At 54.9% G+C, this 14,136-nt stretch carries 15 protein-coding genes (1 of these 15 running past the window's edge); 7 read left to right on the forward strand and 8 right to left on the reverse strand.

Annotation, left to right across the window (positions count from 1 at the left end):
- The 3 genes from IPN28_13090 to IPN28_13100 all read left to right on the forward strand — a co-directional run.
- On the forward strand, positions 1-318 hold the final stretch of the coding sequence (locus IPN28_13090) for a Na/Pi cotransporter family protein (protein ID QQS57155.1). Its footprint begins 1,377 nt before the window's first position; 318 of the gene's 1,695 nt are visible here — the last part of the coding sequence; its start codon lies beyond the left edge, outside the window; the stop codon is at positions 316-318.
- 96 nt (positions 319-414) lie between these two features.
- Positions 415-2,979 carry an SLBB domain-containing protein gene (locus tag IPN28_13095; GenBank protein ID QQS57156.1) on the forward strand — a complete coding sequence of 855 codons (2,565 nt, stop codon included), beginning with the start codon at positions 415-417 and terminating at the stop codon, positions 2,977-2,979.
- 17 nt (positions 2,980-2,996) lie between these two features.
- On the forward strand, positions 2,997-3,851 hold the full coding sequence (locus IPN28_13100) for a glycosyltransferase (protein ID QQS57157.1): 855 nt from the start codon (positions 2,997-2,999) through the stop codon (positions 3,849-3,851).
- Here IPN28_13100 and IPN28_13105 read toward each other — a convergent pair.
- The 6 genes from IPN28_13105 to IPN28_13130 all read right to left on the reverse strand — a co-directional run bounded on the left by IPN28_13105 (position 3,835) and on the right by IPN28_13130 (position 9,522).
- Positions 3,835-4,665, reverse strand: a complete 831-nt coding sequence (locus tag IPN28_13105) for a glycosyltransferase family 2 protein (protein QQS57158.1) — start codon at positions 4,663-4,665, stop codon at positions 3,835-3,837. The two genes, IPN28_13100 and IPN28_13105, sit on opposite strands and share 17 nt — an antisense overlap.
- Positions 4,658-5,491 (reverse strand): hypothetical protein, encoded by an 834-nt coding sequence (locus IPN28_13110; protein QQS57159.1) that lies wholly within the window; start codon positions 5,489-5,491, stop codon positions 4,658-4,660. Before IPN28_13110 ends, IPN28_13105 begins: the two co-directional genes overlap by 8 nt.
- A gap of 20 nt (positions 5,492-5,511) precedes the next feature.
- Entirely contained in the window at positions 5,512-6,753 is a 1,242-nt protein-coding gene (locus IPN28_13115) for a glycosyltransferase family 4 protein (GenBank protein QQS57160.1), read from the reverse strand.
- Entirely contained in the window at positions 6,677-7,978 is a 1,302-nt protein-coding gene (locus IPN28_13120) for a hypothetical protein (GenBank protein QQS57161.1), read from the reverse strand. The genes IPN28_13115 and IPN28_13120 overlap by 77 nt, the downstream gene beginning before the upstream one ends.
- Before the next feature lies 1 nt (position 7,979).
- Positions 7,980-8,828 carry a sulfite exporter TauE/SafE family protein gene (locus tag IPN28_13125; GenBank protein ID QQS57162.1) on the reverse strand — a complete coding sequence of 283 codons (849 nt, stop codon included), beginning with the start codon at positions 8,826-8,828 and terminating at the stop codon, positions 7,980-7,982.
- 85 nt (positions 8,829-8,913) lie between these two features.
- Positions 8,914-9,522, reverse strand: coding sequence for a hypothetical protein (locus IPN28_13130; GenBank protein QQS57163.1), 609 nt, complete (start codon positions 9,520-9,522; stop codon positions 8,914-8,916).
- A 220-nt stretch (positions 9,523-9,742) separates the two neighbouring features.
- Here IPN28_13130 and IPN28_13135 point away from each other — a divergent pair, with 220 nt between their 5' ends.
- Together IPN28_13135 and IPN28_13140 are read left to right on the forward strand one after the other, a co-directional pair.
- Positions 9,743-10,405, forward strand: a complete 663-nt coding sequence (locus tag IPN28_13135; GenBank protein ID QQS57164.1) for a hypothetical protein — start codon at positions 9,743-9,745, stop codon at positions 10,403-10,405.
- Positions 10,406-10,518: 113 nt separating this feature from the next.
- Complete coding sequence (locus IPN28_13140; protein QQS57165.1) at positions 10,519-11,331, forward strand: rhomboid family intramembrane serine protease; 813 nt, start codon at positions 10,519-10,521, stop codon at positions 11,329-11,331.
- Between the two features lie 11 nt (positions 11,332-11,342).
- Here the strand turns inward: IPN28_13140 and IPN28_13145 are convergent, their stop codons facing one another.
- Positions 11,343-12,527: a hypothetical protein gene (locus IPN28_13145; protein ID QQS57166.1), complete on the reverse strand. Its 1,185-nt coding sequence runs from the start codon at positions 12,525-12,527 to the stop codon at positions 11,343-11,345.
- A 118-nt stretch (positions 12,528-12,645) separates the two neighbouring features.
- Positions 12,646-12,951 (reverse strand): hypothetical protein, encoded by a 306-nt coding sequence (locus tag IPN28_13150; GenBank protein QQS57167.1) that lies wholly within the window; start codon positions 12,949-12,951, stop codon positions 12,646-12,648.
- Between the two features lie 139 nt (positions 12,952-13,090).
- Between IPN28_13150 and IPN28_13155 the strand changes: the two genes are divergently transcribed.
- Together IPN28_13155 and IPN28_13160 are read left to right on the forward strand one after the other, a co-directional pair.
- The gene (locus tag IPN28_13155) at positions 13,091-13,477 is read left to right on the forward strand and encodes a helix-turn-helix transcriptional regulator (protein ID QQS57168.1); all 387 of its coding nucleotides are present in this window, start codon (positions 13,091-13,093) and stop codon (positions 13,475-13,477) included.
- A gap of 91 nt (positions 13,478-13,568) precedes the next feature.
- Complete coding sequence (locus IPN28_13160) at positions 13,569-14,048, forward strand: hypothetical protein (protein ID QQS57169.1); 480 nt, start codon at positions 13,569-13,571, stop codon at positions 14,046-14,048.
- The last annotated feature ends 88 nt before the right edge of the window (positions 14,049-14,136 follow it).

Consider the following 14,136-nt stretch of genomic DNA (forward strand, 5'->3'; position numbering starts at 1 on the left):
CAGGCCATCCTGAACAACATGAAGCTCGCCCAAACCATCTTCATTTCCGAAGATCCTAAACTGGCGCGCCAGCTGGTCGAAGGCAAGAAAACCGTGCGCGAGGCCGAAAAGAAAAGCACCGAGCAGCATATCAAGCGCCTGCGAAGCCGTTTGGCCGACACGATGTCCACCAGCGCTCTGCACACCGACATTATCCGCGATTTCCGCCGCATCAACAGCCATATTACAACGGTCGCCTACTCCATTATCGATACGGCCGAGCAATACAAGGACAAACGCCGACCGGAAACCCCGGAGGAAACCCCGGCCTCCGCATAGACCAACATTTTTCCGTAAGAACACGTTAACAAGCGTCCTTTTACAGGGTATAATGTGCTGCATCTTTGGGCAACTTTCGCCCGGCTTTCGAAAAACATGTCTCGACCGTTAACACTCGCTGTTGCCCTGTCGCTCCTGTTCTCCTCTGCCCTTGCAACCCAGGCGCAGGACACGGGCCTGCCCGAACCCTTCTCCCCGTGGCTGGAAAACAAGCCCTACCCGGAGGAATACAAACGCGCCTACCTGTCCGAAGAGGGAGAGGAAACCGGAAGGATTCTTCCGACCCCCAGAGACAGCGCGGACAAACAAACCCTTCAGGAGTTTGAGCCGGACCTGAGGCCAAAGGACGAGCGGCAGAGTGATAGCGCACAAGCCGAACCCGCCCCGTCACCTCTTGAAAACCTTTACTCTCGACGGGCCGGACAGCCTTTGCGCCAGTTCGGCTACGATCTGTTCAACACCGGAAGCGAAAGCCTGAAAACAGAAGAATCAAATGCGCCTCCCCTCGGCGCAGTGCAGGATGATTTCGTTCTGGGCACGGGCGATGAGCTTCAAATCACCTTTTCAGGACAGCGGACCGACCAGCAGACCTACAAAATCAACACCGAAGGCATGATTCTCATTAAGGATCTGGCGCCTGTACCCGCTGCGGGCCGCACCATCGGCGAAGTACGCGAAGTCATAACAAACGCCGTCTCAACCCTGCCCAACACCCAGGCCTACATTTCCTTGTCGTCTGTGCGTCAGGTCGGCGTGCTGGTGGTCGGCCATATCAATAAACCCGGCCGCAAAAACCTCACCGTGTTTCACACGGTGCTGGACGCCCTCGGCGCCGGCGGCGGCATCCAGAAGACCGGCTCGCTACGGAAAATCAAGCTGGTCCGGCAGGGACGCAGCCGCCAGATTGATATTTACGATCTTCTCCTGCATGGCGGCATCATGACCGATATGCGCCTGCAGGACGGCGACCGCATCATCGTTCCTCCCATCGGTCCGACCGTAGCCGTTGCCGGAGACGTCAACCGCCCCGCAATCTACGAAATCCGCCCCGGATACACGCAGCACGGCAAACAAAGCGAAAATCTGAGCCTCGAAGATATGTTGAATCTTGCGGGCGGCATTCTCGTCCCCGGCCAGAATCGCTTCATGCGGCTGGACCTCGATCGTCAGGGCCGGGAGAATGTCACGGAGATCGAAAATGCAGAGGCACGGCAATTCGGACACGGCGCCATCCTGCAGGTCTTGAAAAGCGAGGAACGCCGCAGCGGCATGGTCGAACTCGCCGGACACGTCCGCAAACCCGGCCTGCATGACCTGACCCACAATCGCACCCTCTCCGCCCTGCTGGATTCGCCCGATGTTCTGGGCCGGGACATCTACCCCCTGCTCGGAGTCATCGAACGCCGGGATCAGGAGCAGCTGGCAACGCAGCATTTTGAATTTTCGGTTCGTTCCGTTTTAAATAAAAAAGATGATTTTAATCTGAAGGAAGACGACAAAATTATCCTGTTTTCTAAAACCGATATTTATAAATTAAATCAAGATAATAAAAGCGATCTTCTTCGCAGCGAAAATACGGATTATCCACACGCTGCGCTCACGCAATCCATAGGTTTTTCCCCGGACGATACAGCGCTACGCTCATTCCTGAAAGAGCATGGCGTAAATGTGCAGGGTGCCGTGCGTACGCCCGCCATTTACCCCGTAGCCGAAGGCGTAACCCTCGATCAGCTTCTCGCGGTTTCCGGCGGCTTGACGATGGATGCCGACAGCAGGGATATCGAAATCACAAACGCATTATCAGTGCATGAGACGGATCAGCGGCCGCAGCGGCGAAACTACGATCTCGATGAAACGCCGGCGGAAACCATCCCGGTCCGTCCCGGAGACTCCATCCGCATCAAGGAACTCAGCCGCAAAACCGAGGAGCGCACGGTTCTGATTCGCGGCGAAGTCCGCAACCCCGGCCCCTATGATATTCTCCCCAATGACCGCATCTCCGATCTGATCGAACGCGCCGGAGGATTAACCGATCAGGCCTATCCCGAAGGCGCCGTGTTCAGCCGTGATTCCCAGCGCCGTGCAGAAAAAAGCCGCTTCCGCTCCGCCGCGCAGGACATGAAACGCTCCCTTGCCGCCGCCGTGCAGCAGGATAAGGACGCCCCCGACGCCGGACAGATTCAAATGGCCCGCGAACTGGCCGAAGAACTGGAAACCATAGAACCGCTGGGCCGGATCACCGTAGAGGCCGACCCCGACATTCTGGCCGTCAAGCCGGACCTCGATATGCTGCTCGAGGCCGGAGATCGCCTCTATATCCCCAAGCGCCCGCTCACCGTGCGCGTGGACGGCGAAGTCCTCTCCCCCGCCAGCCTCCAGTTCCGCAAGGATAAAGACCCGAAGGATTACATCCGCGAGGCAGGCGGCTTCACCTACCACGCCGACAAGGGCCGCGCCTTCGTCATCTACCCGGACGGCAGCGCCCAGCCGCTGAAAGCAGGGCTTTGGAACCACGACGCGGTCATGATCCCGCCCGGCTCCACCATCGTCGTCCCCCGCGACCCCAAACCCTTTGATTTCATCGAAAGCGCAAGAGACGTCAGCCAGATTTTAAGCAACCTTGCCATTACCTCGATATTCATTGATGATATCCGCGACTAAATGGAAATGAGCGTAAAATGACGATTAAACCCTCCTCCGGCCCTTTATTCAGCATTGTCACGGTCTCGAAAAACAACCTCGACGGTCTGCGCCGCACCCACGCCGCGCTGGAGGCCCAGACCTTCAAGGATTTTGAATGGATCGTCGCCGATGGCGCCTCGGAGGACGGCACGAAGGACTTTCTGAAAACCGTCAAGGCGAAATGGACCTCCGAACCCGACGAAGGCCTGTTCGACGCCATGAACATGGGTCTCAAAAAGGCCACGGGGAAATATGTGCTTTTCCTGAACGCGGGCGACACGCTGGCCAAGCCCGACACACTGGAGAAAATCGTAAAGATCACGGCCAAGGAGCCGGACTTTATCTACGGCGACTCCCTTGAAACCGGAAAGGATGCCGAAAAACCATTCTATAAAACCGCAGGCCGCTACCGCGATTTGCCGAGCGGGATGTTCACGCATCATCAGGCCATGTTCTATCGCCTCGACAAAATCCGCGAGGAAAAACTCTGGTACAGCGTCATCTACGACATCGCCGCCGACTATGAATTCACGGCAAGGTTCCTCACGAACGCGAAAAAAATCGTCTACGCCCCCCTGCCCGTCTGCCTCTTCGAAAGCGGCGGGATATCGCAACAGAAAGCCAGCGAAGGCCGCCGCGAGGAATTTATCATCCGCGAAAAACTAAAGCTGGTAAGCCTCCCGCACAATGTCTTCATCTACGCCACCCAGACTCTGGCCTGGCACGTCCGAAAAATGTTCCCGCAGCTTTACGAAAGCCTGAAGGGCAAAAAGCGTGGTGGTGAGGAAGAAACGATTGAGAAGGAATCAAAAAAATCCGCCACAACAACAAAACCTAACGGCTCAACCTGACCACCGCATCCGCATACCGTGCCCGGCTGCGCGCAAACGAAAGCCCCGCCGCGCCGTCCAGAAACCCGAGCTTGAAGATATAGCTGTAAAAAAACATCACCGCCCCGCGCAAACGGGAGCGCCGCAGGAACCGCTTCGCCGCCTCCCGCCACGGGACGGGGTCACGCGGCCACGCCCCGCGCCGGGTCATCTCAGCTTCCCACCGCGCATAGCGCTCATGCCGCTCGCTCCACCGCCCCTCATCCTCATAGGCATGATGCAGAAGCGGCTCATGAACCGATTCAATCCTATAGCCGTCCATTCCGGGCGCGAGGACAGGCTGGTAATGCCCCTCGATCTCTCCCATGCCGGGAATATCAAGATCATCGACAATCGGAAAACACATCCGCTCCCGGTGAAGAAGGCAGAGCTTGTTGTTCATCATGCCGTGCCGCAAAATCCGCCCGTTCCAAACGTAACGCCCGCGCACGAAAAATCCCGCGCAGTTATCCGCCCGCCCGCTCTCGAACAGCCGCCGGATTTCAGCAACCAGCGCCTCCGTCACGATCTCATCCGCATCGACGAAGAAAATCCACGGCGACAGGGTTTCGAGATGCTCAAGACACCACTGCCGCTTCTTGGGATACCGCCCGTCCCAGCAGTAGGAAACAACCCGCGCCCCCGCCGCCGCCGCGATGGCCCCCGTGCCGTCCGCGCTATCGGAATCCACGACGATAACCTCGCCGAAAGCCGCAAGCGCCTGCAGACAACGCCCGATGCGCGGCTCTTCGTTCTTGGTGGTAATCATCACGGAAACGGGGATGCGCTCATTCATGCAGATAAAAAATCCCGTAAATCACAAACCCCAGAAAAAACCCGATCAGGATAAAGGCCGGAAACACGAACCGCGGGTCCGGCCACTCGGGTTTGATCCCCGAAGACGCAGGCTCGACGATCGAGGCCGCATAAGGCTGGTCCATGGACACCAGCATCTTCAGCCGCTCCTGTTCCATCAGAAGATCCGCCAGCGCCCGTCGATGCTCGGGATTCACGGTCTGGCTCAGCGACTCATGCAGGTAGGCAATCCGCTCTTGCGTCTCCAGCCGGAGGGTCTGCCGGATCAGCGTATCGGTGATCTGATGCACCCGCTCGATCAGATACGCCGCGAAATTCCGGTCGGGATGCAGATAAACAAGCTTCCGCAGAGGCGTATTCCCCACAGGCTCAAGCCGAACCGACCGCGTTAGATAGCGCGAGAGCTTCTCCGGTGTCCAGGAGACTTCCGGCGCCAGAAAATCGAACGTCTGATCGAGAATAAGCCCGCGCGCGATCTTTTCATCCTCCAGCAGAAGCCCGGCCACCGACGGTGCGTTGAACTTGTTCTCGAATTTCATGAAATTGGGATAATTCTGGACGCTCTGGCTCTGCCACAGCATCCGGTCCGGCAACATCGGAAGCTGAAATCCGCTCTGCCCGATGGGAGAGGCGGGCGCAAGAATCATCTCCGCCCGGTAATAGGGCCGCGCCAGAGTGACGAACGTAAACGCAACGGCAAACCCCGCAAACCCCGTCACCAGCATCGCAATCCGCGCCGCCCAGAGATCGCGCAAAACATCGAACAGGGTTTTTTCTGTTCGGACTGTAGCGGGGTTTTCACTCATCACGGCGGTAACTCAAAAAATCACTCGGGCTTTCGCAAATCCTCCTGCACGGAATCCCATGCCCGCTCCATCCACGCGTCAATCGAGCCGGACGGCGTAAATATCTCGCGGGCGCGGGCGGCCCCTCCGTGCGCGGCAAACCATTCCTCTCCGCTCATGCGGTACGACCGGACCGCATCGGCCAGCGCCTGCGAATTCCCCTGCGGAACGATCTTTCCGGCCTGAAAATCCTTGATGACCTTGGCCGTTTCCGACTGTACCGGCCCCATGAAGATGCAGGGCCGCGCCACCGCCAGAGCGGTATAAAGTTTGCTCGGCACGACAAACCCCGCTGCCTCCTCTTTCATCGAAACAAGATGAATATCCCCGCTCTCCATGACTTCGCGCAGACGCTCAGCCGGCTGAAAAGGCAGCAGACGGATATTCTCCAACCCGCGCCTGGTGCGCTCTTTGGCGATATAATCGAATTTCTCCCCGTCCCCGACGAAGACGAATTCGACGTCCGTCAATTCCTCCTCAAGAATTTCCGCCGCATCGAGGATAGCCTCGATAGGATGCGCCAGACCGATATTCCCGGCATAAAGAACGCGGAATTTCTGTTTTTCTTTCAGCAACTCGTTGTAGGGCCGCGCCCCGTTCACGGTCGGCACCGTGAAGAACTGCCCATCCCCGTCATCAGGGACCGGAGCTTCAAGAATCTCGATATCCGGCCAGTTGGCAATCGTCGTAATCTGCTTCGGGTTCAACCCCTCATACGTCAGATGCTTGGCCATGCAGCGCCCCGTGACGATCACCTTATCACAGGATTGCATGGCCTTACGGCTTTGCGCCTTGAAGAAATTCATGAGAAATCCGGGCATTTTGATACCCAGCGCGGGCAGAACATCGGGATAAAGATCATGACACCAGTGGATATGACGGCTTTTCTTCACGGCGGCGACGATACGTCCAGCGACTACGACCAGCGGCGGATCGCTGAGCGTGACAACCAGATGCCGCCCCTTGATCCGCAAAGCCGTGAACAGCATCTTCATCCAGATCAGCAGATACGAAAGACTCCCGCGTGGACGCTCCGGCGCCTTCACGCGGATGATGCGGATTCCCCCGTCCCTCTCCTTGACCGCCTTCGGCCCGGTCGTGATGATCGTGACGTGCCATCCCTCGCGGGCGAAGGACTTGGCAAGGTCACGCAAAACCCGCCCCGTCGCGCCGCGCACGGGAGGATAAACTCGGTTCATGAAAACGATGGTCGGACGACGCATGAGAACTCTGAGAGGGAAACGAAGATGATTCTGATTGGGAAAAGTATAGCAAAGAGGAAGAGATCATCAAAAGCGTCAACCCGAAATCCAGCGACTTAAAGCTCGCATAAAGCGTAATATCGATGAGAAAAGGCGCCGCAAGGGCAAGTCCGAAAACAGGATTCAAAAAAATCAACCGCCCCAGAACCCTTGCCAGCCCTGCGATATAGAAGAACGATAAAATCAATCCACAGACCCCGCACTTTAAAAGCATCGTCGTGAAAAAATTATGTGTAAAATTTACGCTCACCCCGCCGACAGCCGGGGAATGAAAATGTGCCCCCCATCCTAGACCGAACAGCAGGCTGAAGGGATTCTGAGCCACAGCGCCCCAAACGGCGGCGGCTTCCTCTGGACGGTTGTTGAACCCCACCTGCTCGGTCTTGCTGAGCAGAGCTTCGAAGACGGCCGGTAAAAACACAATAAGCGGCAGAAGAAAAAGCAAACCGAGCAACACGACGGGAACCATGCGTCCCGGCCTCTGATAAAGATAAAATCCGCCGATCAGCAGGACGTACAGAGCCACGGCGCCCAGACTCGCCCGCTGCGAGGACAGCACAAGCGCCGAACCGGGAATAAGGCTGACGAAGGCGCAGAGAATCAGAAAGGCAAAAGCCTTGGCGCTTCCCGTGCGGACAAAACGCTGCATCGGAAATCCGAGGAGGATGAGAGCGGCGAAGAGAACGGTCGGCATATTCTCCAGATACAACAGCTCATCGCTGCAAAACGGAAAGCACGGCCCCAGCCGGGAGATCGCCGAGCGCAACGAAAAAAGAACGCCGATAAATACACCGCAAAAAAAGACAACGCGCCCGTACGGGGGATTCTGCGAAAAGAAAGGCTTAAGAAAAACCGGAAGAAACAAAAAGAGAAAAGGAACAAGATCGCGCAGCGCTTGTAAAACCGGATGCCCGTAAAAAACAGAAAGGCTGAGGCTGATCCCAAGCCCGTAGATCAAAAAAACCTGTCCCGAACCATACCAGAACGGCTGGTTTCTCGGCGACCGGAAAAGCGGAAAAACCCCGCCCGCCCCGACACACAGCACAAGCAAGGATCCCACCAGAATCTCAACCCACCCGAGATGATCCGGCGTCGGCGATCCGAAAAAACCATAAATCAGGCAGGCCAGAACGAAAAACCCGATCCTGAGATCAGAGAGGCTTATTCCTGTTAGACACGATCCCATGTCACATCAAGATCTTGCGCCACATATTAAGCGCAACGATGACAATAAAAACCGCAAAGATGATCTTGAGCCGCTTGACGCTGACACTGTGCGCCGTCTTCGCCCCCACCGGAGCCATCAGCATACTGGCCGGAATCACGCACAGCCACGCCAGAAAATTGACATACCCGAGAGAAAATGGTGGCAACCCCTCCTTGCCCAATCCGATATAAACATAGCCCAGAGCCGCAGGTATGGAGATCACAAGTCCGAGAGCGGAGGCGCTGCCTACGGCGCGGTGGATCGGCACCCCGTAAAGGCTCATATAGGGAACGCTCAGCGTCGCTCCGCCGATCCCGATCAGGGCAGACAACACGCCGATCACATAACCGGCCAGCCCCGTATAAGGCTGCTTGGGAAGAGTTTCGCCCAGTTTATATTTCTGGTGATCCGCCATCATGATTCCGGCCAGGAACAACATGGCCGTCGCAAAAATCATCTTCAGTGCCTCGCTGCTCAGATCGCTGGCGACAGCTGTAGCGGAAACAACCCCGATCACGATGCCAACGCCAAGCTTCTTGACCAGTTCAGGATCGACCGCCCCGCGCTTTTTATGCGCCCGCGCCGAAGACCATCCGGTGGGAATGATGATCGCCAGAGAAGTCCCCACGCACACATGCATAAGATTCTCGGTCGAAAAACCGAACTTCTCTCTCAACCCCTCGAAAATCAGATAAAGACCGGGAACCAGGATGATCCCGCCGCCGACTCCGAGTAATCCCGCCAGAAAACCTGCGAAACAGCCCAAAAGCAAAAAACTGCCGCTCAGAAACAATAGATCAAAAGACGAAAAATCAGCGACCAGGCTCATAAACTACCCATATCACCGATTAACATCGACGAAAATAATAAAAGCGTGTAAAACACGCCTTTATAAAAAAACATCTATACTGAAATCAATCTGGAGGATTGAAAACGCGCTTGGACCCACTATCAAGGGTCTTCTTGCGGAACTTCACGCCCTTCTTGCTCTTTGAATCGTCTTCAACATCGCCCCCCGCAGCTTGCTCCTTGGGTTGGCCAACGCTATTCATTTGCTCGGCTGCCTTTTCTGCCTCTTTTTCGGCTTTCTTTTTGGCCTTGCGAGCCTTCTTGTTAGCCTCTTCAGCAGCATCATCCTCATCGAACCTGTTAATCCCTATAGTCGCCGCATTCATATGCTTTCTTTGTTTGGAAGAAAAAGCCAGAGCATTCTTGGTATCGCTCACGCGGTTACTGATGATCTTGCTGTCAAGAACCTTCCAGGCTTTCGGCATTTGGGCTTTCTGATAGCGTATACCGCTGCTGACCTTGGACTTGCTCCCTTTATCGCTAAGATAAGGTACGGTATAGCCCTCACCCTCAACAGGAACGCCGTTATAAACATTGGTGCGCCCCTGACTGTCCTTAGTGGTTTCAACATTCTCATCTGTAACAAACAACTGCGTCTTGGCCCCCGCCATAAAAACAGGCTGCCCAGCTAGTACCAGAGCGGCCAGAACAGCAGGAAGAAGAATTTTTCTCATGATTCGGAACCTTTCAAACAGATTTCCACACTCATAACATAACAGATTCTTACCTGCTCTGGCAAAAGCCGAATACAGGAAAAACCATAAACCCTGCCCGTTTCGTGAATATGTTAATTATTTTTTAAGCTTTTCCAGCGAAGATACACTTAATTTCCGTAACTCAGGATGAGGGGGAGTAAGCGCCGGACAGGCAGCAGTAGAGTGTGGAGTAGAGTATATGTTACTGAATATAAAGAAATTTTTAAAGGAAGCCGGGATCACCGAAGCCCTCTATCCGGGCAAGCGGCTGGTCAAAAAATGCAAAATCCCGGGCGAATATAAAAGCCACAGCGTGATCTTCGATTGGCGCGACCCCCACAAATTAAGGCTGGAAGTCAAGGCCGGGCTGTCAGGCAAAGACCCGGAAAACAAGGAATTAAGAAAATACCCCGTCAGCCTGCAAACTCCGACCTATGTCGAAATCGACATGAAAAGTGAGAAAAAATCCGAAGACGAAGAAGGCGAGGAGGGAAAATCCTCCGGCAAAAGCGGCAGCGGCGGAAAACAGCCGAAAATGAAAAATCTGGAAGATGTCGAGATGATCGCGGGCCGCTTCGGAGACAGCGCCGAGGGTAAAGTGCCCGAACAGGGAACGGTCCGCGAAATCGTCGTTATGGGCCTGCAAGTGGCAAAGGAAGCCTTCGAAACGATCATGTCCGAACTCGCCAAACAGATCAACCACGCCGTGATCGCCACAACCGAACTGCTGGCCAAGGCCGGAGAACTGGTGACTCGCGTCCAGCCCCCCAGCTTCCTCAAACCCAAAGGCGACGAAACGGCGAAATACAAGTACGACCGCGAGAAGAACGCGGACATAGGATTCAGGCCGACCTTCGGCTAAATACTATTAGGATCATCAATAAGCGCCCCGACCTCTAAAGGTTCGGGGCGTTTTTTATGTGGAAAGCACAACCGGAATAAAGCAAACTGGCCGCAGGCGAAATCAGGCGATCCATGACCGAAGACGACGACGATACCCCCCCAAAAAAAACGAACGGCAAGGACCACGGTCATATCGTCTCCTTCCCCTCCGCCGACGAACGCGAACGCCTCCGCCGCGAAAAACTGCAGGCAGAGGAACAAAAGCGCCGCGACGAAAAAGCGTGGCAAAAAGCATACAAGGACAGGCAGAAGGGCGAAAAGGTTCCGTTCTTTACCGGCAGGATGATAAAAATTCCGCTTTTTACCAAAGCCGCAGTCCTGACCCTGATATTGATTCATCTGGTCACTAGTCTTCTCCCGCAGGAAGTCTACGCGCAGATGATCGTGCTGTTTGCCTTCATCCCGGGCATCTACACGGGCGCGGCGGAATGGCAGTGGAGCGCCCTGATCGCGCCCCTGACCAGCCTGGTCATCCATTTCGGCTGGATGCATTTGGTCTTGAATGCCTTTATGCTCCTCGTCATGGGATTCTTTTTCGAGAAGAGCTTTGGCGCGCGCCGCGCCTTGATGTTTTTCATCGTTTGCGGCCTAGCCGGAAACCTGATGTATTTCATCATAAACCCTTTTTCACCCCATCCGGTCGTTGGAGCCTCCGGCGCCATCGACGGCTTCTTTGCAATCTTCCTCATCATGAACTGGGCGCGGATGCCCCTCCCGCCGCATATGCGAAAACGCGGCCACGCCCCGCTTCTGATCTTCTGGTGCGCGATGACGATCGTCCTCGGTCTGGCCTTTGAGAACACAGCGTGGGAGGCTCATCTGGGCGGCCTTCTCGCCGGCTGGGGCATCTTCGAACTCTGGAACCGCGGGTTTATCAAGGTCTGAGAGAACAAAGCTCACTCCAGATCGACCCAGCCGATAAAACACTGCATCCATTCGACATTTATCTCGGTCCATTGTCCTGAATCCGCGCTCCAGACGGCCACCCTTTGCTGGGCATCGGCAGAGTTATCGCCGGAGTAGTATTCAAGAGCGATATGCCCATCCGAAGTTTTAGCTTCGGAATAACGGTACGGTCCGATGATTGTTCCCTTATAGAGAATTTTGCTCTTGTGCGGCTTGCCTTCCTGATCGGGTTGAAAAAACTGCGCCTCAAAATCATACTCGAGATTGACACTGGTCGCGGGAAGATTCCCTCGGACTTCGGCAAACGTTTTGGTCTTGGGATTAATTCTGTACTGGGAATCGCCATAAGTATAGACGATCAGCCCGTCATCCTCGCGGGTCAACCATGCATAACCAAAACGGTTATCTCCCGGGTTAAGATATATTTTGACCAGTGGCGTAATCTTGCCGCTTAAATCGACCGTGACGATCTCCCCGTCGGAACGCTGAGTAACAGCAGTGTCATTATTGAGCCATGTATGCGGAAAATCATCAGGCGAGCTTTCCGTTTGAAGTCCGTCAGCCAGAACCTTTGTCTCTTCTGCGGTATTCAAAACCAGGCGAAAACCGGAATCATGCTGCTCTGTGGTCAGGGTCTTTTGAAAATCGGGAGAAAATACCCCCCACAAAGCCCAGTGTTTGAAATGCTTCTCCTGCTCAGCAGTCGCTTTTCCGTAGGTATGTTTGTTCAGGTCGTAAATATAGATATCCGTCCCGCTCTCGCCCGCGGCATAAACGATCTGATCATCAAGAATCTTAACCCGTCGCCCGGTGTAATAGACATCTTCACCCTCCCCCGACCGCATATGCTCATATTGGTAACCGTCATGAATGACCTTTCGTTCCTTGAGATCATAAATCCTCTCGCCGATAATAAGATACCTGTTTTGAACGATTTCACTCGGATCGAAATAGCCGTCAAAAACGGCCGGAGACTTGTCATCCAACATAAAACGCGAATACTCCTCCTTGGAAACAACGCCGTTGGTGAATTTATAAACCATGAGATTCTGCTCTTTACAGCCCCACTCCTCCTCATACTTCGTGCAATCTGAAAAAATCAACGCTTTCGCCGCAAAAGCCGGACAGGCAAAAATCGCAAGAATAAACGCCATCAGGACTGCACGAAAAATCATCACGACACCTGCCTGTAAACCGATGTAAAAATCTATCAGACGTACGGCAGGAACTTCAAAACAAATCCGGGGGCGTGTGGAGTAAACCGCCCCCGGATCCGCTCTCACTGATCAACGCTTAGGATTTCAGAGCCGCATAAAGCTTGTCCTTGTAGTCGTGACAGGCCTCCATCGCCTCCATCTTGTGCTCGATACACTTGAGCATCGCTTCAACGGCGACCTTCGCCACCGCATCCAGCTTCTTGCCCATCTTGGCCTCAAGCTCCTTCTTCATCTTCTCCTTGAGAAGCTCATGCTTCGCGCATTTGGCCAGACACAGCAGGTCTTCAGCCCATGTGCATTCCTCCGACTTGCCGGAATCGCAGGATCCTTTGCCGCTGTCGCAGATCTCGGTGGAACAGCTATTGTCATTGCAATCGCCCATAGGGGGTCTCCTTCTTGGGGGTTAATATTAGCCGGATGTTTGATCCGGCACACTCACCATGCGAAATAAAGGATACTATTGGCAAGTACGTACCTTTTTGATATGTAGATACTATAAAGATACTAATGGAGGATTCCCAATGGCTGAGCCGCAGAAAAAAAATTCCGAGGAACTCTGTTTCACCGAGATGGTCCCGGACGATTGCCCGGTCCTGACCTCCATCCGCATCATCGGCGGCAAGTGGAAAATTCCGATTCTCTACACCTTGCGGAATGAAACCCTGCGCTTTAACGAACTGCAGAAAGCCCTCCCCGGCGTCACCCAGAAGATGCTCACCCAGCAGCTCCGCGAACTGGAGAAAGACGGGCTGGTGATCCGCAAGGTCTTCGCGCAGGTGCCGCCGAAGGTCGAATACACCATCACCCCGCTGGCCCGCAAACTGGAGCCGATCCTCAATTCCCTATGCGAATGGGGCACCGACTACCTGAAGATCGTCCACGGCATTGAGGAAACGGACTGTCGCTGAAGACGGATGATTCTCCTTGCCAGAGGGACAGAGCGCATGAAAAACTAGGCGCTATGATCAATATTTAATGCGCCCTCTGAAAGGAAATTTTATGCCCGCCCGTCGCCACAATAAACGCTTGCTCATTCTCTCCGCCGCGCTCGTTTGCCTGAGCATACCCGCACAGGCCCAGCCTGCGCCGCAACCCGCCGCTCCGGCGGCACCCGCCTCAACGGACCCGTCCGCCGACCCGAACTACCAGTACACCGCCGCATGGTTGGCCGATATCTGCCGCCCTGCTGTGAAAACATGGGAAAAAACCAAGGCCGGCGGAACGGTCGAGCCGCACGAGGTCAAGGATTTTGAGGATTGCATGATGTATCTCAGCGGCTTCCGCGATGGCTACGACTACCTGCACAAACCTGTAGAGAATCAGCCGATTTTCTGCATCCCGAGCGAGGTCGTCACCGGAAAACTCGCGCAGGCCTTCCTCTCCCATATCGACCTCTACGCTGATGCCGGAGCAAAAAATATCGTGGACGGAATCGGCGCGGCCTTTGGCGAAGCCTACCCGTGCCCGAAAGCGAAATAGGGAAAACTTAGGGTCAAGACTTTCGGCTTTTATAAAGTCAACGAAAACATGGGCTTTCGAGAACCGCATCGCAGAATACACGGACGTA

The organism is Alphaproteobacteria bacterium (genome assembly GCA_016699735.1).
Taxonomy (GTDB): Bacteria; Pseudomonadota; Alphaproteobacteria; order Micavibrionales; family Micavibrionaceae; genus JAGNKE01.